At 70.8% G+C, this 22,921-nt stretch carries 22 protein-coding genes; 13 read left to right on the forward strand and 9 right to left on the reverse strand.

The features are described 5' to 3' along the window. Positions 1-158 precede the first annotated feature (158 nt). The 6 genes from FHX82_RS00820 (at position 159) to trmB (ending at position 5,545) form a co-directional block, all read left to right on the forward strand. Positions 159-1,310: a sensor histidine kinase gene (locus tag FHX82_RS00820; RefSeq protein WP_145932520.1), complete on the forward strand. Its 1,152-nt coding sequence runs from the start codon at positions 159-161 to the stop codon at positions 1,308-1,310. Further along, on the forward strand, positions 1,307-1,957 hold the full coding sequence (locus FHX82_RS00825) for a response regulator (RefSeq protein ID WP_145932434.1): 651 nt from the start codon (positions 1,307-1,309) through the stop codon (positions 1,955-1,957). Before FHX82_RS00820 ends, FHX82_RS00825 begins: the two co-directional genes overlap by 4 nt. A gap of 168 nt (positions 1,958-2,125) precedes the next feature. Then, on the forward strand, positions 2,126-3,067 hold the full coding sequence (locus FHX82_RS00830) for an ABC transporter ATP-binding protein (protein WP_145932433.1): 942 nt from the start codon (positions 2,126-2,128) through the stop codon (positions 3,065-3,067). 14 nt (positions 3,068-3,081) lie between these two features. After that, a complete protein-coding gene (locus FHX82_RS00835) occupies positions 3,082-3,852 on the forward strand; it encodes an ABC transporter permease (RefSeq protein WP_145932432.1) in 771 nt (256 codons plus the stop codon). 232 nt (positions 3,853-4,084) lie between these two features. Then, complete coding sequence (locus FHX82_RS00840) at positions 4,085-4,660, forward strand: hypothetical protein (RefSeq protein WP_145932431.1); 576 nt, start codon at positions 4,085-4,087, stop codon at positions 4,658-4,660. A 183-nt stretch (positions 4,661-4,843) separates the two neighbouring features. Continuing rightward, positions 4,844-5,545 carry a tRNA (guanosine(46)-N7)-methyltransferase TrmB gene (trmB, locus tag FHX82_RS00845; protein WP_145932430.1) on the forward strand — a complete coding sequence of 234 codons (702 nt, stop codon included), beginning with the start codon at positions 4,844-4,846 and terminating at the stop codon, positions 5,543-5,545. Positions 5,546-5,596: 51 nt separating this feature from the next. Here the strand turns inward: trmB and FHX82_RS00850 are convergent, their stop codons facing one another. Together FHX82_RS00850 and FHX82_RS00855 are read right to left on the reverse strand one after the other, a co-directional pair. Next, positions 5,597-7,807 carry an FtsX-like permease family protein gene (locus FHX82_RS00850; RefSeq protein ID WP_145932429.1) on the reverse strand — a complete coding sequence of 737 codons (2,211 nt, stop codon included), beginning with the start codon at positions 7,805-7,807 and terminating at the stop codon, positions 5,597-5,599. Continuing rightward, positions 7,804-8,502: an ABC transporter ATP-binding protein gene (locus FHX82_RS00855; protein WP_145932428.1), complete on the reverse strand. Its 699-nt coding sequence runs from the start codon at positions 8,500-8,502 to the stop codon at positions 7,804-7,806. Before FHX82_RS00855 ends, FHX82_RS00850 begins: the two co-directional genes overlap by 4 nt. Positions 8,503-8,611: 109 nt before the next feature. Here FHX82_RS00855 and FHX82_RS00860 point away from each other — a divergent pair, with 109 nt between their 5' ends. Genes FHX82_RS00860 through FHX82_RS00870 form a run of 3 tightly spaced genes read left to right on the forward strand, consistent with a single transcriptional unit; the run spans position 8,612 to position 12,284 of the window. Continuing rightward, on the forward strand, positions 8,612-10,330 hold the full coding sequence (locus tag FHX82_RS00860; protein ID WP_145932427.1) for a sensor histidine kinase: 1,719 nt from the start codon (positions 8,612-8,614) through the stop codon (positions 10,328-10,330). Next, positions 10,327-10,977 (forward strand): response regulator, encoded by a 651-nt coding sequence (locus FHX82_RS00865; RefSeq protein ID WP_145932426.1) that lies wholly within the window; start codon positions 10,327-10,329, stop codon positions 10,975-10,977. Before FHX82_RS00860 ends, FHX82_RS00865 begins: the two co-directional genes overlap by 4 nt. Then, positions 10,977-12,284: an amidohydrolase family protein gene (locus FHX82_RS00870; RefSeq protein ID WP_145932425.1), complete on the forward strand. Its 1,308-nt coding sequence runs from the start codon at positions 10,977-10,979 to the stop codon at positions 12,282-12,284. The genes FHX82_RS00865 and FHX82_RS00870 overlap by 1 nt, the downstream gene beginning before the upstream one ends. On the opposite strand, the gene FHX82_RS00875 is transcribed toward FHX82_RS00870, so the two are convergent. Continuing rightward, entirely contained in the window at positions 12,281-12,970 is a 690-nt protein-coding gene (locus tag FHX82_RS00875) for an SDR family oxidoreductase (RefSeq protein WP_145932424.1), read from the reverse strand. The two genes, FHX82_RS00870 and FHX82_RS00875, sit on opposite strands and share 4 nt — an antisense overlap. A gap of 56 nt (positions 12,971-13,026) precedes the next feature. On the opposite strand from FHX82_RS00875, the gene FHX82_RS00880 reads away from it, so the two are divergent. Continuing rightward, positions 13,027-14,364: an MFS transporter gene (locus FHX82_RS00880; protein WP_145932423.1), complete on the forward strand. Its 1,338-nt coding sequence runs from the start codon at positions 13,027-13,029 to the stop codon at positions 14,362-14,364. On the opposite strand, the gene FHX82_RS00885 is transcribed toward FHX82_RS00880, so the two are convergent. From FHX82_RS00885 to FHX82_RS00895, 3 genes are all read right to left on the reverse strand, one after another. Beyond that, a complete protein-coding gene (locus FHX82_RS00885; protein ID WP_145932422.1) occupies positions 14,323-16,338 on the reverse strand; it encodes a PhoX family protein in 2,016 nt (671 codons plus the stop codon). The two genes, FHX82_RS00880 and FHX82_RS00885, sit on opposite strands and share 42 nt — an antisense overlap. An 84-nt stretch (positions 16,339-16,422) precedes the next feature. After that, positions 16,423-17,640, reverse strand: a complete 1,218-nt coding sequence (locus FHX82_RS00890) for an MFS transporter (RefSeq protein WP_145932421.1) — start codon at positions 17,638-17,640, stop codon at positions 16,423-16,425. Next, complete coding sequence (locus tag FHX82_RS00895) at positions 17,630-18,022, reverse strand: MarR family winged helix-turn-helix transcriptional regulator (protein WP_260171910.1); 393 nt, start codon at positions 18,020-18,022, stop codon at positions 17,630-17,632. The genes FHX82_RS00890 and FHX82_RS00895 overlap by 11 nt, the downstream gene beginning before the upstream one ends. Before the next feature lie 151 nt (positions 18,023-18,173). On the opposite strand from FHX82_RS00895, the gene FHX82_RS00900 reads away from it, so the two are divergent. After that, a complete protein-coding gene (locus tag FHX82_RS00900) occupies positions 18,174-18,821 on the forward strand; it encodes a DUF6461 domain-containing protein (RefSeq protein WP_145932419.1) in 648 nt (215 codons plus the stop codon). A 19-nt stretch (positions 18,822-18,840) separates the two neighbouring features. Next, entirely contained in the window at positions 18,841-19,476 is a 636-nt protein-coding gene (locus FHX82_RS00905; RefSeq protein WP_145932418.1) for an HAD family hydrolase, read from the forward strand. On the opposite strand, the gene FHX82_RS00910 is transcribed toward FHX82_RS00905, so the two are convergent. From FHX82_RS00910 to FHX82_RS00920, 3 genes are all read right to left on the reverse strand, one after another. After that, positions 19,473-20,123, reverse strand: a complete 651-nt coding sequence (locus FHX82_RS00910) for a TetR/AcrR family transcriptional regulator (protein ID WP_145932417.1) — start codon at positions 20,121-20,123, stop codon at positions 19,473-19,475. The two genes, FHX82_RS00905 and FHX82_RS00910, sit on opposite strands and share 4 nt — an antisense overlap. A 162-nt stretch (positions 20,124-20,285) precedes the next feature. Then, positions 20,286-21,377 carry an inositol-3-phosphate synthase gene (locus FHX82_RS00915; RefSeq protein ID WP_145932416.1) on the reverse strand — a complete coding sequence of 364 codons (1,092 nt, stop codon included), beginning with the start codon at positions 21,375-21,377 and terminating at the stop codon, positions 20,286-20,288. A 71-nt stretch (positions 21,378-21,448) separates the two neighbouring features. Further along, positions 21,449-22,012: a PadR family transcriptional regulator gene (locus FHX82_RS00920; RefSeq protein ID WP_145932415.1), complete on the reverse strand. Its 564-nt coding sequence runs from the start codon at positions 22,010-22,012 to the stop codon at positions 21,449-21,451. A 236-nt stretch (positions 22,013-22,248) separates the two neighbouring features. Here FHX82_RS00920 and FHX82_RS00925 point away from each other — a divergent pair, with 236 nt between their 5' ends. Then, on the forward strand, positions 22,249-22,647 hold the full coding sequence (locus tag FHX82_RS00925) for a DUF5318 family protein (RefSeq protein ID WP_145932414.1): 399 nt from the start codon (positions 22,249-22,251) through the stop codon (positions 22,645-22,647). Positions 22,648-22,921: the final 274 nt, after the last annotated feature.

Genomic DNA, 22,921 nt, shown 5'->3' on the forward strand with positions numbered 1-22,921 from the left:
CAGTCACCTCGCGCCCCTTCCCTTCGCGGTCCGAATCCTGCCACGGATCGTCCCCGAGTCGCACCGAAGGTGCTACCGCCGGCTGACGCGGTCGCGGGCCCCGGCGGCCTACGGTGAACCCCGTGCGGCGACTGAGCATGTGGATGCGGGCGCACCCCATGGTGGGCGACAGCCTGCTCGCCGTGTTGCTGGCGCTGCTGGACCTGCTGGTCTTCGCGATCAACGCGGCGGCACCGTTCCCGAAGGTCCACCCGTGGTACGTCACGGTCCCGATGGACCTGGTGATGGTCCTGCCCCTGGTGTTCCGGCGGCGCGCCCCGGTTCTCACGGCGTACGCCGTGCTGGCGGTGAGCATTCCGCACAGCGTGCTGCAGCTCGGCGTCGGCAGCCTCTTCGCGAGCGCGATCGCCCTGTACACGCTGGTCGTCTACGTCGGCCGCAAGCAGGCAGCCTGGTACCTCGCGGCGCAACTGGTCTCGACGGGGGCGCAGACGGCGCTGATGTGGCGTACCCAGACCGTGTCGGCGCTCATCCTCTTCACCGTGACGTTCGCCTTCTGCTGGTTGCTCGGGGAGTTCGTCGGCGCGCGGCGGGCGTACCACACCGAGGTCGAGGCACGACTGCACCTGCTGGAGACCGAGCGCGACCAGGCGAGCCGCATCGCGGTCGCGGAGGAGCGCGGGCGCATCGCGCGCGAGCTGCACGACGTGGTGGCGCACGCGGTGAGCGTCATCGTCGTGCAGGCGGACGGGGCGTCGTACGCCGTGCGCAAGGATCCGGACCTGGCCGAACGCGCGGTGCACACCATCTCGGCCACCGGCCGGGAGGCGCTCGGCGAGCTGCGGCGGCTGCTGGACGTGCTGCGGAACGAGGACGGCATCGACGTGCCGCGCACCCCGCAGCCGGACGCGCAGTCGCTGGCCGACCTGGCCAACCGGGTGAGTGAAGCCGGCGTGCCGGTGCGGCTGCAGGTCGAAGGCAACCTCGCCGGGCTGCCCACCGGCGTGTCGCTCGGGATCTACCGCATCGTGCAGGAGTCGCTGACCAACACTCTCAAGCACGCCGGGCCCGGCGCACGGGCCCACGTGAGGATCGAACGAAGGGAAGACGTGATCGAGGTGACGGTCACCGACGACGGAGCGGGCCGGGCACGGGCACTGGTGCCCGCGGACGGCCCGTTGCCCGGCGGGAACGGCGTGATCGGCATGCGGGAGCGGGCGCACGTGTACGGCGGCTCGCTCGACGTGGGCCCGCTGCCCGGTGGCGGCTGGCGGGTGCGGGCGTCGCTGCCGGTCGGGTCGGCGCCGTGATCCGCGTGGTGGTGGTCGACGACCAGGAGCTGATGCGGGCCGGGTTCCGGATGGTGCTCGGCGCGCAGGACGGCATCGAGCTGTCCGGGGAGGCGGGCAACGGGGCGGAGGCGATCCGGCTCGCGGAGGAGCTGCGGCCGGACGTCGTGCTGATGGACGTGCGGATGCCCGTGCTCGACGGTGTCGAGGCGACCAAGCGCATCGTCGCCGCGGGCACGTCGCGCGTGCTGGTGATGACCACTTTCGACCTCGACGAGTACGTGTACGCGGCCTTGCGCGGCGGGGCGAGCGGGTTCCTGCTCAAGGACACGCCACCCGCCGACCTGGTGTCCGCCTTGTACGCGGTCGCCAGCGGGGACGCGGTCGTGTCGCCGTCGGTGACCCGGCGCCTATTGGACCGGTTCGTCAGCGCGGGCGCGCCGCGGGACGAAGCCGTGCTGGATCCGCTGACCGACCGTGAGCGCGAGGTCCTCGTGCTGATCGGCAGGGGACTGTCGAATGTGGAAATCGCCGGGACCCTGTTCCTCTCCGAGGCTACGGTGAAGACGCACGTCGGCCGCATCCTGGCGAAGCTCGGGCTGCGCGACCGCGTGCAGGCGGTGGTGCTGGCCTACGAGACCGGCTTGGTCCGTCCGGGTCAGGGCTGAAAGCTCAGGGGGCACTCAGGGTCATTCCCGAGTGCGCCACTCGCTCGGGCGGAGGAAGCTACTACCGCAGTCGGGTGCAAGTTCGACCCGCAGGATGACGCGCCAGCACCGCCCGATCGGAAAAGATGGGGCACCAGGGGCAAACGGGCCTGACACAGGGGAGCAGTCATGATCGAGGCACAGGGCCTCACCAAGCGATACGGCAGGACGCTGGCCGTCGACAACCTGTCGTTCAGTGTCGAACCAGGCCGCGTCACCGGTTTTCTCGGTCCGAACGGAGCCGGGAAATCCACGACGATGCGGATGATCCTCGGCCTGGACAATCCCACGGCGGGACAGGTCCGCGTCGGCGGAAAGCGCTATCAGGACCTGAAGAACCCGCTGCGCACGGTCGGCGCGCTGCTCGACGCGAAGTGGGTGCACCCGAACCGTTCGGCGCGGGCCCACCTGCGGTGGATGGCGAAGTCCAACCGGATTCCGGACCGCCGCGTCGACGAGGTGCTGGACATCGTCGGCCTGACCAGCGTCGCGGGCAAGCGCGCCGGCGGTTTCTCGCTCGGCATGTCGCAGCGGCTGGGGATCGCCGCGGCACTGCTCGGCGACCCGGAGGTGCTGCTGTTCGACGAGCCGGTGAACGGGCTCGACCCGGAGGGCATCCTCTGGATCCGCAAGTTCATGCACCGGCTGGCCGACGAGGGGCGGACGGTGTTCGTCTCCAGCCACCTGCTGTCGGAGATGGCGCTGACGGCCAGCAACCTCGTGGTGATCGGGCGGGGGAAGCTGATCACGCAGAGCAGCACCAAGGAGTTCGTCGCGCGGGCCGCCGAGAACACGGTGAAGGTGCGCAGCCCGCACCTGGACCGGCTGCGCCCGGCCGTCGAGCAGGCGGGCGGCAGGGTCACCGAGTCCGACGAGGGCATTCTCGTGTCCGAAATGGACAGCGACAAGATCGGCGAGCTGGCCGCGGAGAACGGCGTCGTGCTGCACGAGCTGAGCCCGCAGACGGGCTCGCTGGAGCAGGCGTTCATGCAGCTCACCGGTGACTCGGTGGAGTACCACACCGGCCTGGAGGCCGAAGCACAGCAGGTGCTCGGGTCGAGCGCCGAATAGGGGAGACGGAAACCATGACTCTGCTCGCAGTGGAACGCATCAAGCTGTTCACCACGCGCTCACCGTGGTGGTGCGCGCTGATCGCGCTCGTCGTCACCATCGGCTTCTCGGCGCTCGTCGTCGGCAACGCGAACGACAACACGTTCCCGGCCACCGTCTCGTCGACGCAGTTCGGCTACAGCTTCGGCATGGCCGTGATCATGGTGCTGGCGGCGCTGTCGGTCACCACCGAGTACCGCTTCGGCACCATCCGCACCACCTTCCAGGCGGTGCCCCACCGCGCGTCGGCGCTGCTGGCGAAGACCACGGTGGTCGCGGTGCTCGCGCTGGTCGTCGGCGAGCTGAGCGCGTTCGGCTCGTGGGCGCTGGCCAACGTGCTCAAGCCCCACGCGGACCTGGCGCTCAACAGCGGGGCCGACTGGATCAACGTCGCCGGGGTGGGCGTGCTCTACGCCGTCGCCGCCGTCATCGCGATCGCCGTCGGCATCCTGCTCCGGCACAGTGCGGGCGCCATCGCGCTGCTGCTCATCTACATGCTGGCGGTGGAGAACCTCATCCGGCTGATCCCGAGCATCGGGGACGACATCTACAAGTGGATGCCGTTCAACGTGGCCGAGAAGTTCCTGACCGGTTCGGGCGCCACGAACGCGGGCCGGGACGCGGCGGCGGGCGCCCCGCTGTCCACCTCGCCGCTGGACCAGGGGTGGGCGCTGCTCTACTTCGCCGGCATCGCGGCCGTCCTGCTCGCGATCGCCATCAGCGTCGCGAAGCGCCGCGACGCCTAGGACCTTCCACAGGGGAACCAGGGGAAGAAGAAAGGCCCGGGCCGCCGATCGGGGGGCGGCCCGGGCCTTCGTCCGTTCGGCGCGCGTCATCGATTAATTGCGGGTGACCGTTAGCCGATTCAGGTTAAGAGGTCGTTAATGATCTGTGTGCGGGCTCACAGGGAGCGGACATTGCTCAGTTGAGCAGGAATCATGGGTGTCACCACGTCAGGAAACCCCCTGGAGGTGCCCCTTGACGGTGGACGTCGGACGCGAAATCGGTATCCCCGTTCCCGCCCCGCGCAGCGTTGCGTATCCCCCGCTACTCGAACCACTCGACGGGCTGCAGTGGTCGCAGGCGATCGAGCTGCCCCGCGACGCCGCGATGGCGACCAGACCCGCGGAGATCCGCCGCGCCTGGATCCACCGCGCCCCGGAGGCCGAGGTCCTGAGCCTGTACCGCGCCGTGCGCGCGAGCGGGGAGACGATCCCGTGCCCGTGGTGGCTGCGTGCGCTGGCCGAAGGCAGGCTGGCGTCGCGCGCCGACGGGTTCCGGGTCGAGGACCGCATCGCGCAGCTGCTGTCGCGTCGCCCGGGCTGGGAGTACGTGCCGTGGGTCGCCGACGGCGAGTCCGGCTACTGGGAGTTCCTGCCGTCCGAACGCGGTCGCTCCGGCCACAGCATCCCGACGACGCTGCTGAACACGAGCAGGCACGACGGCTGGATCGACGTGCTGCCCGCGCACAACGGCACCACCCCGGCGCCCATCGCCGTCGCCGGACTGGCGGGGCTGCGCTCCCGCCTGGGGGAGTTCGAGGCGGTGCGCTGACCTCGACCGCGTGAAGTGTGGGCCGTCCACCGGCACCGCCGCGGGTTCTCAGGCGTCCTCTCGCGAGGACAGCGCCGACGTGGTGAATTGGCATTCATGAGGAGGCGATCCCGGAGCGAGAGGGCGGCTGAGGTTCCGCTACCTGCACCGCTACGCCAATCGGACTCTGGGTAGCTTGTGCTGGTGGAGAGCGAGCAACAACCGCGGCTGCGCAGCGTCGTCAGCTACGTGCAGCGTGGCGGGCGGATGACCGTCGGGCAGCAGCGGGCCTGGGAGCAGCACTGGCCGGAGCTCGGCCGCGAGGTGGCGCAGCTGCCCGAGGGCCCGATCGACTTCGCCGCGTGGTTCGGCCGGTCCGCTCCCGTGCTGCTGGAGATCGGCTCCGGGATGGGCGAGACCACCGCCCAGCTCGCCGCCGCGGAGCCGGAGGTCAACTACGTCGCCGTCGAGGTGTACGAGGCGGGCCTCGGCCAGCTGATGCTGCGGGCGGAGAAGCTCGCGCTGGAGAACCTGCGGCTGCTGCACGGGGACGCCGTCGTGCTGCTGACCGAGCACATCGCCCCCGAGTCGCTGTCCGGGGTGCGGATCTTCTTCCCCGACCCGTGGCCGAAGAAGCGGCACCACAAGCGCCGACTGGTCCAGCCGAAGTTCATCCACCTAGTGGCGTCGCGGCTCGCACCCGGCGGGATGCTGCACCTGGCCACCGACTGGGCGCACTACGCCGACCAGATGCTGGAGGTGTGCAGCGGTGAACCGTTGCTGCGCAACAGGTTTCCGGACTGGGCGCCGCGCCCGAGCTGGCGTCCGGTGACGAAGTTCGAGCAGCGCGCGAACGAAGAAGGCCGGATCAGCCGCGACCTGATCTTCGAGCGGCTGCCGGCCTGACCGGAGCCGCCGCCTTCCCCCGACGAAAGGCGGCGACCCCGACCAGCCCCCTTACTCGTCGGCCAGCGGCTCCGCCCGCACCCGCCGAAGAGCGGGCGTGCAGACCGACGCGGCGAGCACGGCCACCCCGAGGCCGAGCACCACCGGCGCCAGCAACCACGGCGTCAGCACCGCCGACGCCCTTTCGTGCCCCTCTTTGATCATGCTGAACAGCCCGAGGCCGACGAGCATTCCCATCGCGCCCGCACTGATCGTCGCGACGAGCGCGGGCAGTGCGGCTTCCGCGCGCAGCGCGCGGGAGAGCAACCGCACCGGAGTGCCCGCCGCCATCAGCGCCCCGAACGTGCGGCGGCGGTCCATCACCGAGCCCGCGGTGGCGATCGCGGCGCTGCACCCCGCCAGCACGGCGGCCGCCACCAGCCCGATGATCGTCACGCGGCGCAGGTCACCCAGCTCGGACTGCTGATCCGCCAGGTAGACGTCCCGGCTGTACACACTCCCGCCGCTCACGCTGAGCGCCGTCCGCACCACCTCGGGGTCGCTGCCGTCAGTCGTCGCGGCGACCGCGAAGAACTCGGGCACGACACCCGCGGGCAAGGCGGCCGGGTCGAGCACCGCCCGCACCGACGCGGCGGAGTCCTCCGGTGCGAGCGGGCGGCTCTGGACGCCGGGAGCCAGCGGCACGCCCGGCTCGCCGCTGAGCCCGCTGACGCGCCAGCCCGCCAGGTTGTCCACTCCGTACACCGCCGGCCCCGGCTGGCACCGCAGGTTCAGCCGCAGCAGCTGCGTCGCCTGGTCACACGGCATCACCATCGCGACGATGTCGCTGCCGTTCACCGACGACAGCCTCACCTCGCCGATCTCCGTGGCGCGCGCCCGCTGCCCGTACGCCGCGAGCCGCTCGTTGGCCTGTGCCGTCAGCGCCGCCGCCTGGTCCGGTGCGACATCCAGCGACAGCACCGAGTCCCGGTAGGTACCGCCGCCCCCGGCCATGCCCTCGAAGCTCGGCATCAGGGTGAGCGCCATCGAACCGATGAGCACGGCCAGCACCACGCCCGCCGACGCCCGGTACGCGCCTCGCGGGTCGTCCAGCAGTCGCCGTCCGGCCAGCAGCCCCGCCGGTTTCCGCCAGCGCTGCACGAAGATCCGGCCCACCGCGAAGGTGAGCCACGGCCCGACGACCACCGCCGAGCCGACCACCAGCAGCAGGCCGAGCAGCACCGGCAGCCCGCTCGACGAGTGCCCGGTGACCGCGAAGAAGAAGACCAAGCCCGCGACGGGCAGGGCGAGCAACCGCCACGCGCGCAGCGGTTTCGGCGTGTGCGCGGCGACCGCCCCGACCGGGTTGCTCACCACACGGCGCAACCCGGCGACCGCGGCGACCAGGACGAGCACCGGCATCGCCACCACCAGCAGCACCGTCACCCCGGCGGGCAGCTGGAAGTCGGACGCCTGCCAGGTGCCACCGCCCCACGGCACGAGAGTCGCCAGCCCGTGCAGCACCGGGCTCACCGCGAGCCCGAGCAGCGCACCGACCACCGCGGCGATCCCCGTCTCCGCCGCGACGATCCCGGTGACCTGCCCCGGCGTCGCGCCCGCCAGCCGCAGTGCGGCGAGCCGCCGTTCCCGCCGGGCCGCGGTCAGCCGCGACGAAGACGCGACCAGCACGAGGCTCGGCACGACCAGGACCACGACCCCGACCCCGGCCAGCAGCCCGAGCAGCGGGTCGACCTCGGCGTCGGTGGCCGGGCGGAAACCGTTCGTCTGGTAGGCACCGGTGGGCATCGTCTCGGGCGCGTGCCCGACCAGCGCGACGAGCTGGTCCGGATACTCCAGCGCGTCGTCGGTGAGGGTGCCGACCACAGTGCCGGGAAACCGGTCGGCCAGCTCGGCCGCGGGCAGCGCGTGCATCCGCTCGAACAACGCGGGCGACACCAGCACCTCGCCGGCACCGGGGAACCGCGGCACCCCGGCCGGCAACGCGATTGGACTGTCCGAAGTGGACGCGACGTCGACGCGGACGATCTGCTCGCCGTGGCTGATGTCGGTGGCCTGCGTGATCAGCATCGACGAGCCGCTCGAACGGTAGTCCGGCTCCTGCCAGATCGACCGCTCCGCCCTGGCCTGCGTCGCGAACGGCAGGCTGACCAGCAGCAGCACCAGCCCGGTCGCGACCGCGACGCCGACCGCCATGAGGATCGTCGAGGTCCGGGTGCGGCCGTCCACCCGCAGCACCCGGAACGCGAGCTGGACCGGGTTCACGCGACCGCCCCCACGGCCTGCGAGATCCGCCCGTCGCGGATGGTCACGGTGCGCGGCAGGGACGCGGCGAGCTCCCTGTCGTGGGTCACGATCAGCACCGACGCACCACCGTCGGCGGCCGCGACCAGCAGCGCGTCCATCGTCTCCTTGCCGGTGCGCGTGTCGAGCGCGCCCGTCGGCTCGTCGGCGAAGATCACCTTCGGCCGGTGCGTCAGCGCCCGCGCGATCGCGACCCGCTGCGCCTGCCCGCCGGACAGCTCACCCGGCCTGCTGCCGCCCCGGCCACCGAGGCCGAGCCGCTGCAGCCACTCGCGCGCCGTCCCCAGCGCCTGCTTGCGCCCGACGCCCCCCAGCAGCATCGGCAGCGCCACGTTCTCCTCGGCCGTCAGCTCCGCGACCAGCATGCCCTGCTGGAACACGAACCCGAACTCGCTGCGCCGCAGCTCGCTGCGCTTCTTCTCGGACAGCTGGTCGACGCGCTGCCCGGCGAGCTTGATCTCACCCTCGTCGGGCCGCAGGATCCCGGCCAGCACGTGCAGCAACGACGTCTTGCCCGACCCGGAGGGACCGACGATCGCGATCGCCTCCCCGGCCAGCACGTCGATGTCCACCCCCGCCAGTGCGAACTGCGTGCCGTACCGCTTCACCAGACCCCGTCCGGACAACACGGCCCGGTCGTTCCACTGTGGATTCATGCCGACCAGGCTGGCAGCCGGGCCGACGGGCCCGGATCGGCCGATCGGCCGATGTGGGGTGGCCGCCCGGCCAAGGTGCGGACGCCTCCGGATCCTCTACCGTTCCGGTGTGCCGTTTTCCGATCGTGTCTCTGCGGCCTGGCGCTGGCTGGGTCTCGAAGGCGTCGTGCTGCTCGCGGCACTGTTCGTCGACGTGCTGATCGTGCTGTCGGCCGCGTTCGACGACGCCGGCCCACGCGGGCGCGATCTGGTGCTGCTGCCCGGGATCTTCGCCATCTCGGCGTGTGCGCTGTGGTCCCGAGAGCACCCCGCACGCGGGTCGTTCGGCGGCGCCGCGGTGCTCGTCGGTTCGACGGTGCTGATCCGGATCACCCACGCCACGGCGTACTCGACGCTGCTCAACGACCTGTCGCTGACCGAGACGGTCGCTGGGGTGGAGCTGGTGTTCTTCGCGGTGCGGCGGCTGCGGCCGAACCTCGCGTTCGCCGCGGTGAGCAGCCTGGTGGTCGCGGCGTTGTTCGCCGCCGAGCTGCGCAGCGGCACGAACTTCCACTCCGACCGGATGGTCCTCACGCTGCTGCTCGGCGCGGTGCTGCTCGCCGCCTCGGTGACCGCCGGACTCCGGCTGCGCAAACAGGCCGCCACCACCAAGGAGCCCAACGCGCTCAACCGGCTGCTCCGCGACCAGTGGCCGCTGATCGGCGTGCTGTGCCTGCCGCTGTTCCTGGAGCTGTCGGAGGCGCTGGACTCCGGCCCGCGCGCCTACCTCCTCCTGCTGTGCTCGATCGCGAGCGCGGCGCTCGTCGTCTACGCCACGCAGCGGCCGATCCTCGCCGGAGTGCTGCTCTCGGGCGTGATCCTGCTGTCCGGCGTGCTCCACTGGCTCGCCCCGAGCTCGTACGACCTGCCCTTCCGGGCGTTGCCGCTGACCGAGATCGCCGCGGGCACCGTCTTCGTCGTGCTGCTGGTGCGCACGGTCCGGCCGCGACAGGCGTGGACCGTCATCGGGCTGCTGTCGGTCGCGGTCGGCCTCACCACCACGGCGAACGTCTACTCGCACAACAGCTTCTACCTCCTGAACAACCTGCGTGACCTCGCGCTGGCGGCACTGCTGGTGCTGGGCATCGCGGTCGCGGTCGGGCTGTACTTCCGCGCGCGGGACTCCGAACGCGCCAAGGTGGTCGAGGCCGCGGTCACCGAGGCGCAGACGTCCGAACGCATGGCGCTCGCGCGCGAGCTGCACGACGTCGTCGCCCACCACGTGACCGGAATCGTCGTGCAGGCGCAGGCGGCGAAGCTGATGGGCGACCGCAACCCGGCGCTGGCGATGGACGCGCTGGGCCGCATCGAGGAGGCGGGCGCCGAGGCGCTGGTGGCGATGCGGCGCCTGGTGCGCAGCATGCGCAGCGCCGCCGACGCCACCGAGCAGGCCACCACCGACCTGGAGGCGGACCTGCGCAAGCTGGTCGACACCGGTCACCACGGCGTGCCGACAGCGCTCACCATGCGCATCCCGCCGAACATCCCGCAGGAGGTCGCGCGGTCGGCGTTGCGGCTGGTGCAGGAGTCCCTCACCAACGTCGGCAGGCACGCGAAGGGCGCGACGCAGGCGCTGGTGGTGGTCGACGTGATCGACGGTGAACTGCACATCCGGGTGAGCGACAACGGGCAACTGGAGCACCAGCGGCCCGCCGAGGGATCGGGGGGCTACGGTCTCGTCGGAATGCGGGAACGGGTCGAGCTGCTGCACGGCCGCCTCTCGGCCGGTCCGGTCGCGGGAGGCTGGGTCGTGGAAACGTGGTTGCCGCTCGAAGGGGAGAACGAATGATCCGGGTGCTCATCGCCGACGACCAGAGCATGGTGCGCACCGGGTTCCGCATGATCCTGGAGAGCCAGGACGACATCGAGGTGGTCGCCGACGTGCCGGACGGCGTCGCGGCCGTCGGCAAGGCGCGTGAGCTGCGCCCCGACGTGTGCCTGCTCGACATCCGCATGCCCGGGCTCGACGGCTTGGAGGTCACGCGGCAGCTGGCCGGCCCGGACGTCGCCGACCCGTTCAAGGTCGTCGTGGTGACCACGTTCGACCTCGACGAGTACGTCCACACTGCGCTGCGCAACGGCGCGAGCGGCTTCCTGCTCAAGGACGCGGGCCCGGCGCTGCTGATCGAAGCCGTGCGGGCGGCCGCGCGCGGGGACGCGCTGGTGTCGCCGCAGATCACCGTGCGGCTGCTCAAGCACTTCAACGGCGGCGGGGCCCGGCGGGACGTCGAGCAGCCAAAGGAACCGCTGACCGCACGGGAGCTCGACGTGGTCCGGGCCACCGCGCGCGGGCTGACCAATACCGAGATCGGCGCCGAGCTGTTCCTGTCGCTGTCCACGGTGAAGACGCACCTGGCCGCCGTGCAGGGCAAGATCGGTGCCCGCAACCGCGTGGAGATCGCGGCGTGGGCGTGGCGCAGTGGTTTGATGGACTGATGCCGTCGAGATACACCGCTCCTGTTGTCCTGCCCTGTGATCCCGCCTGTTCCGTCGTGCACGACGGCGCGGTGGACGTCGACGACTCCGGCCGCATCACCTACTGTGGCCCGGTTTCCGCGGCGCCGGCCGCACCCGTTGCCGTCACCGCGTTGTCCGGGATCCTGTTGCCGGGCTTGGTGAACACGCACGCGCACAGCCCGATGACGTTGCTGCGCGGCATGGGCGGCGACCTGCCGCTGCTGCGGTGGCTCAACGAGATCATCTGGCCCGCCGAGGCGAAGCTGCGCGCCGAGGACGTCCGCGCGGGCATGGTGCTCGGCTCGCTGGAGATGCTCGGCCACGGCGTCACCACCAGCGCCGAGATGTACTTCCACCCCGAGGAGATGGCCGACGCGGTGCTCGCCACCGGTGCCCGCGCGGTACTCGGCGGCCCGATCATCGACCTGCCCGGCATCGACTGGCACGCGATGATCCGCGCGGCCGAACGCTGGATCGACGCCGACGGCCTGCGCTTCGGGCCGGGCGAGCGCATCGAGCTGTCGTTCGCCCCGCACTCGGCGTACATGCTGCCGCCGGAGGCGTTGCGGCTGACGGCGGAAGCCGCGGCGGCGCGCGGTGCGCTGGTGCAGATCCACGTCGCCGAGGCGGCGAACGAGGACGAGCAGCAGCGCGCGGAGCACGGTTCCGTGCCGCGGCTGCTGAAGGAGACCGGTTTGCTCGACGGCAGGCTGCTCGCGGCGCACGCGATCCACCTGTCCGATGAGGACGTCAAGCTGTTCGCCGAGCACGGCACGGGTGTCGCGCACTGCCCCGGCTCGAACGGGAAGCTGGCGTCGGGCATCGCGCGGCTGGCGGACCTGCGGGCGGCCACCGTGCCGGTCGGTCTCGGCACCGACGGCCCGGCCAGCAACGACGACCTGGACCTGTGGGAGGAGATCCAGCTCGCCGCCATGCTCGCTCGTCTGTCCACACAGGACTCGGCCGCGCTGGACGCGGCGAGCGCACTGCTGATGGCCACCCGCGGCGGCGCGGACGCGCTGGGGCGGGACGACATCGGCGCGCTGGAGCCGGGCCGGTGGGCCGACCTGGTGCACGTCGAGACCGACGGCTTCGCCTTCGCGACGGGCCTGGACGTGCCCGACCCGCAGCTGCTGTCGAACCTGGTGTGGGCCGCGGGCTCCCACCGGGTGCGGGACGTGTGGGTCGCCGGTGAGCAGGTGCTCGCCGACGGCGAGCCCACCCGCTACGACCGCGACAAGGCGTACGCCGAAGTGCGCGAATCGGCGGCCAGGATCCGGGGCTAGCGGCGCCGGGGGCGGACCACCACTTCGGTCGGATGGGCGTCCGGCGTGGCGGTCACCGCGCCGAGCACCGCGGCGGCCACCGACTCCGGGCGCAGGTACTGCTCCGGGTGGTACTCGAGCCCCTCGGCGGCGGTCACCGCCTCCTGCATCCCGGTGGCCGTCCGCCCGGGGAACACCGACGTGACGCGCACGCCGTTCGGCTCCTCCTCCAGCCGCAGCGTGTCGGCGAAGGCGCGGGCCGCGAACTTGCTCGCCGCGTACGCGCCCCAGCTCGCCTTGGCGTTCATCCCCGACCCGGAGTTGATCACCACCACGTGCCCGTGCGCCGCTCGCAGCGCGGGCAGCAGCAGGCGCGTCAGCTCCGCGACGGCGACCACGTTGACCTCGAAGTGCCGGCGCCACGACTCGGCGTCCGTCTCCTCGACCGTGCCCAGCTGCGCCACGCCGGCTGAGTGGACCAGCACGTCCAGCCGCTCGATGCCGGCCACGGCCTCGCGCAGCGCGGCGAAGTCGGTCAGCTCCACCGGCCAGGCCGTCGCCCCCGGCAGGTCCGCGGCCTGCTTCTCGAGCGCCTCGGCGTCCCGGCCGCCGAGCAGGAGACGATAGTGCGGCTGGAGGGCGCGGGCGGTCGCGGCGCCGATGCCTCGGGAGGCGCCGGTGACCAGTGCGAGGGGAGATTCCGACATACCCCCACGGTAATCGGTCCTTGACGGACGGACCGGGGTGCCATGAAATGCCATGCATGTCGACGAAGACCACCGGCGCGGGCGACCGCGTACTCACCAAGGTCGCCGTTCGGGTCATGCCCTTCCTGGCGCTGCTGTACTTCGTGAACTACCTCGACCGCGTGAACATCGGGTTCGCGGGCCCGAACGGGCTGAACAAGGAGCTGGGGCTCACCTCCACCGCGTTCGGGTTCGCCTCCGGCATCTTCTTCCTCGGTTACCTGATCCTGGAGGTGCCGAGCAACCTCGCGCTGCACCGGTTCGGCGCCCGCCGCTGGCTCGCCCGGATCATGATCACGTGGGGGATCGTCGCGACGGTGCTGGCCTTCGTGCCGAACCCGACGACGCTGGTGATCCTGCGGTTCCTGCTCGGCGTGGCCGAGGCCGGGTTCTTCCCAGGCATCATCCTGTATCTGACGTACTGGTTCCCGGCGGCGCAGCGGGCGCGGGCGGTCGCGCTGTTCATGACCGCGATCCCGGTGTCCTCGGCGCTCGGTTCCACGATCTCCAGCCTGCTCATCGCCCACGGACACGGGATCTTCGGGCTGTCCGGCTGGCGGTTCATGTTCCTCGTCGAGGGGATTCCCGCGATCCTGCTCGCGTTCGTCACCTGGTTCTACCTCACCGACCGGCCCGAACAGGCGAAGTGGCTGACCGTGGAGGAGCGGCAGTGGCTCACCACGGAGCTGGACCGCGAGCGTCAGGCGAAGGAGACCGAGTTCCACTGGCCGCTGAAGAAGGCGCTCACCCACCCGCGGATCCTGACGCTCGCTTTCGTCTACTTCGCGATCGCCTACGGCCTGTACGCGCTGGGGTTCTTCCTGCCCACGATCATCGCCGGGTTCGGTGCGCAGTTCGGTACCAAACTGTCGATCGTCCAGTCCGGACTGGTCAACGCGATCCCGTACGTCGTCGGCGCGGTGGTGATGGTGTTCTGGGCGCGGCACGGCGACCGTACCCGCGAACGGAAGTGGCACGTCGCGCTGCCGATGTTCATCGGTGGCGCCGCGATCCCGATCGCGCTGTACCTGGGCAACCCGTACGCGGCGATGGTCGCGGTGACCGTGTGCGCGGTCGGCGTGTGCTGCGCGCTGCCGACGTTCTGGGCGCTGCCGTCGACGTTCCTCAGCGGTGCGGCGGCCGCGGGAGGCATCGCATTGATCAACTCGCTCGGCAACATCAGCGGGTTCGTCGCGCCGTACCTCACCGGCTGGCTGCGCGACCTGACCGGCACCCAGCGCACGGGCCTGTGGGTCGTCGGCGCCTGCATGGTCGCCGGGGCCCTGGTGGCCGTCGCGCTGGGTGCCAGGCCGTCAGTCGCGCCAGACCGAGGCGATGGCGGGACGCGCGAGTGAGGTCCCGCCGTCCGGCCAGTGCGAGGTCGGCGCGGTCGGCGTGCCGTTCTCACCGGGGTGCTGCACGGCCACCACGACGAAGTCGCTGGTGACCACCGGGCCGCACGTCTCGGCGCCGATCGGCACGGTGAGGAACTGCTTGACGTGGCCGCGCTCGGCGCCGGCGACGGGCACCGAGAACAGGCCGTCGTTGGAGCCGAGCGCGTTGCCGTCGGTGGAGATCCACAGGTTGCCGTACGGGTCGAACGCCACGTTGTCCGGGCAGGAGATCGGGCTGACCTGGTCCTTCGGGAAACCGCCGAAGTAGGTGTCCGCCGTCTTCGGGTCACCGCAGACCAGCAGCAGGCGCCACGCGAACTTCGTGGCCGCCGCGTCGCCGCGGGCCTCCTCCCACTCCAGCACGTGCCCGTTCTTGTTGCCGTTGCGCGGGTTCACCTCGTCCACGCCGGCCTTGCCCGCCGCACCGCGGTCGGTGTTGTTCGTCAGCGCGGCGTAGATGCGGCCGTTGACCGGGTTCGGCTCGATGTCCTCGGGCCGGTCCATCTTCGTCGCGCCCGCCTTGTCCGCGGCCAGCCGCGTGAAGACGTAGACCTCCTCGGCGGTGAAACCGTCCACAAAGGACTTGTTTCCGCTCACGAGCGGGATCCACTCGCCGGTGCCGTCGAACTCGCCGTCCTCGGGCAGCTTGCCACTGCCGTCGAACTCGCTCGCCGGGCTGTCCCCGGTGAACTTCGCGACGTACAGCGTGCCCTCGTCGAGCAGCGCCATGTTGTGGCGGCGGGCCAGCGCGCTGTTGCCGGGCTTGTACCTGCCCTTCGAGACGAACTTGTAGATGTAGTCGAAGCGCTCGTCGTCCCCGGAGTAGACGGCGACGCGGCCGTCCTTGGTGATCTTGACGTTGGCGGCCTCGTGCTTGAAGCGGCCCAGCGCGGTGTGCTTGACCGGCGTCGAGTGCGGGTCGTTGGGGTCGATCTCGACGACCCAGCCGAACCGGTTGGGCTCGTTGGGCTCCTGCGAGACGTCCCAGCGCTTGTCGAAGCGCTCCCACTTGCGGGTGCTGGTGCCGGTGCCGACGCCGTAGCGCTTGAGCCGTGCCTGCGTGACCGGGTCGGTCACCTTGTCGGAGTTGGCGAAGTACTGGTGGAAGTTCTCCTCGCCGGACAGCACGGTGCCCCACGGGGTCACGCCACCCGAGCAGTTGTTCTGTGTGCCGCGCACGCGGCGGCCCGTCCGGTCGGCGGAGGTCTTCAGGTACTTCGAGCCCGCCGCGGGACCGCGGACCTCGAACTCGGTGTCCAGCGTGATGCGGCGCCCGTATCGGCTCGGCACCACCTTCAGCCCGCCGTGGCGGTCCTTCTCCACCTGCACCACGGAGAGCCCGTGCGCCGCCCACGCGACCTCGACCTGCTCGCGGGTCGGGTTCGCCTCGTCGTACTGGCCGGCGGGGAACATCTGGACCTCGGTCGTGTACTCGTGGTTCACGACCATCAGCCAGCGGTCGTGCCCGTTCGGGATGAGACCGACGAAGTCGTTGTTGTAGCCGAACTGCTTGGCCTGCGCGGCCGCGGTCTGCTTCGCCGGGTCGAACTTCGGCGCACCGGTCACCACCGGGTCCCCCCAGCGGATCACGACGTTCTGCCGGTAGCCGGGCGGCACGGTGAGCGCGTCGGCCCGGTTCGGCGCGACGGGCGTGAAGTCCGTGCCCGGCACGGGACGACCCGGCCGGGTGAGCGCGACGGGGGAAGCGGCGGCCGGTGCGGTGGTCCCGGACAGCGCGGCGAACCCGCCCGCGGCGGCCGCCATCACGGCACCGGCCTTGAAGACCCCGCGGCGGGAGAGGACGTTCTTGGCGACGTCGCCGAAGTACTCGTTGTCGGAGGTGTTCGGCGCCTCGTGGGCACAGGCGTTGCCGCAGCGGTACTCGCAGGTCACCGACGATCTGCCGGAGTGCGCGAACAGGGGCAGAGACAGCACAGGGCCTCCATCACTCAGTCAGGGGAACGCCCGTGACGGTAAGCGACGAAGGCCTAGTGCACTCAAACTGAAGGTAAACGAAGTCTAAAGCTCCTCGCCGATCAGTGCTGCTTCCTGTGGGACTTCGCGAGGATCCCTTGACTTCTCCTTGACGAACAGCAGCCCGCCCGCGATCACGCAGAGCACCGCCGCGACGAGGAACGGGGCGTGCTGCGAACCGAGCCAGTCGGCGACGTGCCCGACGAGGGTCGCGGCCACCGCGCCACCGAGCCAGCGGCAGAAGTTGTAGCCCGCGCTGGCCACCGGCCGCGGCGCGTCGCTGATCGACATCGCGGTGCCCGTGAACAGCGTGTTCAGCAGGCCCGAGATGAGCCCGGACACGATCACGCCGACCACGACGACCGGCTTGCTCGGCACCGCGAGCACCAGCATCAGCACCGCGTACCCGAGCACCGACACCGCGGTCGCGTGCCGCTCGCCGAGCCGGTGGGCCAGTTTCGGCGCCAGCACCACGCCCGCGACCGCGACGCACAGGCCCCACCCGCAGAAGATGAGGCCGACCGCGACCGCGCCCCAGCCGAGCACGAACGGGGTCCACGCCAGCACGGTGAAGAACGCGGCGGTGTAGAGCGCCGAGCCGATCGACGTGCGCAGCAGGCCCTTGTGGGCCAGCGCCCGCAGCGGGTCGGACAGCCGGATCTTCGGCCGCTTCTCGTGCGCGTCGCGGTTCAGGAAGATCGAGCACAGCACCAGCGCCGCGGCCATCAGCACCGCGGTGCCGACGAACGGGCCGCGCCACGAGATGCTGCCCAACAGCGCGCCGAGCAACGGCCCGACCGCGAGCCCGACCCCGAGCGCGGCTTCGTACAGCAGGATCGCGCCGGCCTGCCCGCCCGTGGCGGCACCGACGATCACCGACAGCGCGGTCGCGATGAAGAACGCGTTGCCGAGACCCCACACCGCGCGCAGCGCGACGAGCTGGGTGATCGAGCCCGCGGCCGCACAGAACGCCGTCGCGAGAACGATCAGGACCAGTCCGGAGAGCACCGTGCGCTTGGGCCCGAACCGCGCGCTCGCGGCGCCGGTGACCAGCATGGCCAGCACCTGGACGCCGAGGTACGACGAGAACAGCAGCGTGACCTGCGACGCCGTGGCGTGCAGGCCGTCGGCGATGGACAGCAGGATGGGGTCGACCAGCCCGATGCCCATGAACGCGATCACCGCCGCGAACGCGGTGATCCAGACCTGTTTGGGCTGGCCCTTCACCGCGTCGAGCAAGCTCCCATGAGCCTTACCGCTCATCCAGCAACTCCTCCTTCTTGGCTGGATCGATCAGCCTCCGCAGGGCCGGCAGCGCGGTGTCGATGGCCGCGCGCTCGGCCGGGTCCAGAGCGGCGAGGCGCTCCCGTAGGAACTCCTCGCGGGCGACGACGACCTCTTCGAGGTAGCGCCTGCCCGCGTCGGTCGCCTCGACGAGCACGGCGCGCCGGTCCTCGGGATCACCGGTCCTGGTGACCAGCCCGAGCCGTTCGAGGCGGCGCACCAGGTCGGTCATCGACGGCTGGCGTACGCCTTCGAGCTCGGCGAGCACGCTCATCCGGCGCGGCCCGCCGGTGACCAGCTCGGTCAGCACCGAACCCTGGGTGAGGGTCAGCTGGTGCTGGGGAGTGAGACGGCGAACCATGTAGTACAGGCGAAAGACGAGGGGGCGCAGTTCGTGCGCGAGCTCGTGCACTCCGGACTTCACTTAGCTAGTCTAAGCAATATTAGTTAGGGTGTCGAAGTAATTCGACTCACAGGAAGGCCGCTTTTCGGACAGCGCTACCCTTCCCGCCGTGCCGACACCCTCGTTCCCCCCGGACACCCTCGACCCCGAGGGCACGCCGCTCTGGATCGCCGAACTGGCGAACGACGACCCCAACCACGCCCTGCACGTCGTGCGCGGCCTCGAACCGGCCGAAGTGCTGGACGCACTGGGCGTCAAACCCCACCTGGTCCGCCCATGCGAGTTACCGGCCGAGAAGCCGGACGAGTGGACCTCGCTGCCCGGCGCCGCCCTCGGCGTCAAACCGGGCACCGCCGCAGCACTGGTCGCCGGCCGCGTGGGCGAGTGGACCTTCGTCTACGACGACTCGGGGCACACCGTGTCCGACGAGGAGACGGTCGCGCTGTCCGTCGGCGGCCGGGCGGCGGCCACGAGCGTGTTCACCATCAACGCGGACACCAGCCTCGTCTACGCCGTCGACGGGGAGGAGGTCGCGAACATCAACGGGGACAACCTCGACCTGGCGGAGGACCTGCCCGGCCTGCCACCCGAGCTCCGCACGGCGTTCGAGGTCGCGGGCACAGTCGAACTGGACTACCTCGAACCGGGGGAGCCCGACTACGACATCCTGATGCGCGCGATATGCGCGCTGGCCGGGCTGACGTTCACCCCCGACGAGCTGCGGCGGCTCCCGCTACTGGGCGCGATCCTCGGTTGACGCCGGTACCGTGCCGGTCATGGATGCGGTGGTGTTCGACCTCGACGGCGTGCTCGTCGACTCCGAGCGGACGTGGGACGAGGTGCGGCGGTCGGTCGTCGCGGAGCACGGCGGGCAGTGGACCGGCGAAGCGACCCGCGCGATGCAGGGGATGAGCACCCCGGAGTGGGCGCGCTACCTGGTGCACGACCTCGGCGCGAAGCTCACCCCCGAGCGGATCGCCGAGGTCGTGGTCGAGGAGATGGCCCGCCGTTACGCCGACGGGCCGCCGGTCCTGCCGGGCGCGGAGGACACCGTCCGCGCGGTGGGCGAGCGGTATCCCGTGGCGATCGCCAGTTCGTCGCCACCGGTGCTGATCAGGGCTTTCCTGGAGGCCACCGGACTGACCGGGCTCGTCCGCGTCGCCGTGTCGAGCGAGCAGGTCGCTGCGGGCAAACCCGCGCCGGACGTCTACCTCCGTGCCGCCGAGCTGCTGGCCGTGCGACCGGAGACGTGCGCGGCGGTCGAGGACACCACCAACGGGCTGCGTTCGGCGCTCGCCGCGGGCATGGCCGTCTACGCCGTGCCGAACCCGCACTTCCCGCCCGACCCCGCAGTGCTCGCCGAGGTCGCGTTCGTGCTCGGCGATATCTCGGAACTACCGGCCAAGCTCTAAAAGCCGCGGTCGATCGCCCGCAACCGCCCGACGGGCTGCGGCTCCTCGCCTGACAACGTTGTCGCGGGCGGTGACAACCCGTAGGTGCCGTACAACCACCGCCGCACTCGCTCGACCGGGTACTGCGGGCCGTAGACCACGGCCTTGTAGATGACCCCTTCGAGCACACTGCGCAGCATGACCTCTTCGAGCGCCGGATCCGCCGCGCCCCGCCGCTCGAACAACCCGCGCAGGTTGTCCTCCAGCTCCCGGAGCCGCTCCTCCTTGCGGGCCTCGACCTCGGCGAAGATCCGGTGCGTCGACGGCTGCACCACCAGTCCCAGGATCACGCCCTGCACCGGGAGGTTCCCGACCAGCCCGCGGAGCACGCCGTCGATGATCGCGGCCAGCCGCTCGTCCGGCGTCCCCGGTACGTCGATGATCGCGGCGACCCCGTCCAGGTAGGCGTCGACCAGCTCACCGACCAGCAGGTGCTTGTTCGGGAAGTAGTAGGACGCGAGGCCGCGGGACACCCCGGCCCGCCGCGTGATCTCCGTGATCGTCGCGCCGTGGTAGCCCTTCTCGGCGAACACCTGCAGAGCCGCGGCCAGGATCTTCTGCCGCGACTCCGCCCGCATCTCCTCGTTCAGGCTCGCCGACCGGGGCACCGCACTCCTTCACTGACGGAAAAAACCGGCGCTCGCCGGCAGACCCCCTCTTCACTGCCTGCCGGAGAGCACCGGAGCCCGGACCCGTTTGACTGTACGTACATCCAGTGGACCAGGCCGCCGCCCTCCCCCGGCCGGGTGAGGACCGGGGGAGGGAGCGGGTCAGCGCTCGAGGTCGCCGCGGATGAACGCCTCGACGGAGTCGCGCGCCTGCGAGTCGTTGTACTGCTCCGGCGGCGACTTCATGAAGTAGGAGGAAGCGGACAGCAGCGGGCCACCGATGCCGCGGTCCAGCGCGATCTTCGCGGCACGGACGGCGTCGATGATGATGCCCGCCGAGTTCGGCGAGTCCCACACCTCGAGCTTGTACTCCAGGTTCAGCGGCACGTCGCCGAACGCGCGACCCTCCAGCCGGACGTAGGCCCACTTGCGGTCGTCGAGCCACTGCACGTAGTCCGACGGGCCGACGTGCACGTTGGCCTTGCCCATGTCGCGGTCGACCTGCGAGGTGACGGCCTGGGTCTTGGAGACCTTCTTGGACTCCAGCCGCTCCAGTTCCTTCATGTTCTTGAAGTCCATGTTGCCGCCCACGTTCAGCTGCATGGTGCGGTCGAGCTGGACGCCGCGGTCCTCGAACAGCTTCGCCAGCACGCGGTGCGTGATGGTGGCGCCGACCTGGGACTTGATGTCGTCACCGACGATCGGCAGGCCCGCGTCGGTGAACTTCTGCGCCCACTCCGGGTTGGAGGCGATGAACACCGGGATCGCGTTCACGAACGCCAGGCCCGCGTCGATCGCGCACTGCGCGTAGAACTTCTGGGCGGCCTCGGAACCCACCGGCAGGTACGACACGAGCACCTCGGCGCCCGACTCGCGCAGCGCGGCGACCACGTCGACCGGCTGCTCGTCGGACTCCTGGATGGTCTCCTGGTAGAACCGGCCCAGCCCGTCCATGGTGTGCCCGCGCTGCACCGGCACGCCCATCGGCGGCACGTCCGCGATCTTGATGGTGTTGTTCTCGCTGGCCAGGATCGCCTCGGACAGGTCACGCCCGACCTTCTTGGCGTCCACGTCGAACGCCGCGACGAACTCCACGTCCCGCACGTGGTAGGGGCCGAACCGCACGTGCATCAGGCCGGGGACCCGGGCGCTCTCGTCGGCGTCCCGGTAGTAGTGCACCCCCTGCACCAGTGATGCCGCGCAGTTGCCGACGCCAACGATGGCCACCTTCACGCGGCCGCTGTTGTCGCCCATGCCGGTTTCTCCTTCGGTCGTTTCTTGACAGGTCAGTGCTGCTCGTCCGCAGAAATGAGGGTGCGCGGCGGTCATTTCTGCATGCCGCGCTGTTCGGCCTGCTCGTGCGCGATCAGCTCGTTGAGCCAGCGGACTTCGCGCTCACTGCTCTCCAGGCCGAGCCGGTGCAGCTCGCGCGTGTAGCGGTCGATCTTCTCCTCGGCTCTGGCCATGGCGGCCCGTAGACCTTCCCGGCGCTCCTCCACGCGCCGGCGCCGGCCCTCCAGGATGCGCATCCGCACGTCCGCCGGGGTCCGGGAGAAGAACGCGAGGTGCACCCCGAAGCCTTCGTCGTCCCAGGTCTGGGGGCCGGCGTCGCCGAGCAGCTGGGCGAAGTGCTCCTTGCCTTCGGCAGTGAGCTTGTACACCCTCCTCGCGCGCCGGACCCTGCTCCTGGACTGTGGCTTCGCGTGCTCACCGACCTCATCGGCCTCCTCGACGATGAAGCCCGCCCGCTGCAGCCTCCGCAGAGTCGGATACAGCGAGCCGTAAGAGAACGTGCGGAACATGCCGAGCGTCTCGTGCAGTCGTTTGCGCAGCACGTACCCGTGCATCGGCGCCTCGTGCAGCAGCCCGAGTATGGCGAACTCCAGCACGGTGCACCCCCTTCCGGGCGACAAACGACGGCATAACGTCAACCTAACGCCGGATTATATCGGGCCGATACATCGAAGTGGCGTAACTAACGATCCGGATCACCCGGGGTTCACCCGAAACGAGTGGTGAAGTTCACCGAGGAGTTATCGAACCGTCGGCGTGTTCCTCCACCCCGACGAGACCTTTCGGCAGAACAGCTCATGGCGACCGTACGCCGGGCACGTACTCTGTCCTCGTGCAGAAGCAGCGACACGTCGTGGACTACGGCTTGCAACGCCGCGCGTTGCTGACCGATTTCCGCGCCGGTCGCCTCGGTAGGAAGGACGTCTGCGACGCGGACCCGTACCTGCTCAGGGCGGCGAAGTTCCACGGAGAGCCGGCGCAGGCGGAGTGCCCGGTCTGCCTCTCCGCAAACCTGATGGAGGTCTCGTGGGTCTACGGCGACGAGCTCAAGCACGTCGCCGGGTCGGCGAGGACCCCGGACGAGCTCTCCCGCATGGAGGGCCTGTTCGGTGAGTTCACCGTCCACGTCGTCGAGGTCTGCCGGGCGTGCCGATGGAACCACCTGGTGCTGTCGTACGTCCTGGGCACGGGAACACCACACGGCCCGACGAAGAGGACCGCCGGGCAGTGACCGGAGGACAACCGTGACCGCACCAGCGGCGTACCCCGAACCGCCGTTCTGGGAGGCTCATCAGTGAACGACCAGTACAACCGCTCCTGGCCAGGTCAGGAGCCTGAGGAACCGCGCCCTGGGCAGCGCCCGGGTGGCGCTCCGCGACGTCCGGGCGGCGAACCACCGCGCCCGCCGCAGGGCGGCCCGCAGTGGCCCGGTGATGGGCAGCAGCCGCAGTGGCCCGGCGGGGGCGACCCCGACGGCGGGCCGACGCAGCGGCGCGTCCCGGCCG

The organism is Amycolatopsis bartoniae, assembly GCF_014191255.1.
GTDB lineage: Bacteria > Actinomycetota > Actinomycetes > Mycobacteriales > Pseudonocardiaceae > Amycolatopsis_E > Amycolatopsis_E bartoniae.

Excerpts from the sequence above, each read along its gene's own strand:
- FHX82_RS00820 (WP_145932520.1), top strand. The coding sequence starts at position 159 with ATGGTGGGCGACAGCCTGCTCGCCGTGTTGCTGGCGCTGCTGGACCTG.
- FHX82_RS00830 (WP_145932433.1), top strand. The coding sequence starts at position 2,126 with ATGATCGAGGCACAGGGCCTCACCAAGCGATACGGCAGGACGCTGGCC.
- FHX82_RS00835 (WP_145932432.1), top strand. The coding sequence starts at position 3,082 with ATGACTCTGCTCGCAGTGGAACGCATCAAGCTGTTCACCACGCGCTCA.
- FHX82_RS00855 (WP_145932428.1), bottom strand. The coding sequence starts at position 8,502 with ATGAATCCACAGTGGAACGACCGGGCCGTGTTGTCCGGACGGGGTCTG.
- FHX82_RS00865 (WP_145932426.1), top strand. The coding sequence starts at position 10,327 with ATGATCCGGGTGCTCATCGCCGACGACCAGAGCATGGTGCGCACCGGG.
- FHX82_RS00870 (WP_145932425.1), top strand. The coding sequence starts at position 10,977 with ATGCCGTCGAGATACACCGCTCCTGTTGTCCTGCCCTGTGATCCCGCC.
- FHX82_RS00875 (WP_145932424.1), bottom strand. The coding sequence starts at position 12,970 with ATGTCGGAATCTCCCCTCGCACTGGTCACCGGCGCCTCCCGAGGCATC.
- FHX82_RS00880 (WP_145932423.1), top strand. The coding sequence starts at position 13,027 with ATGTCGACGAAGACCACCGGCGCGGGCGACCGCGTACTCACCAAGGTC.
- FHX82_RS00890 (WP_145932421.1), bottom strand. The coding sequence starts at position 17,640 with ATGAGCGGTAAGGCTCATGGGAGCTTGCTCGACGCGGTGAAGGGCCAG.
- FHX82_RS00895 (WP_260171910.1), bottom strand. The coding sequence starts at position 18,022 with ATGGTTCGCCGTCTCACTCCCCAGCACCAGCTGACCCTCACCCAGGGT.
- FHX82_RS00905 (WP_145932418.1), top strand. The coding sequence starts at position 18,841 with ATGGATGCGGTGGTGTTCGACCTCGACGGCGTGCTCGTCGACTCCGAG.
- FHX82_RS00915 (WP_145932416.1), bottom strand. The coding sequence starts at position 21,377 with ATGGGCGACAACAGCGGCCGCGTGAAGGTGGCCATCGTTGGCGTCGGC.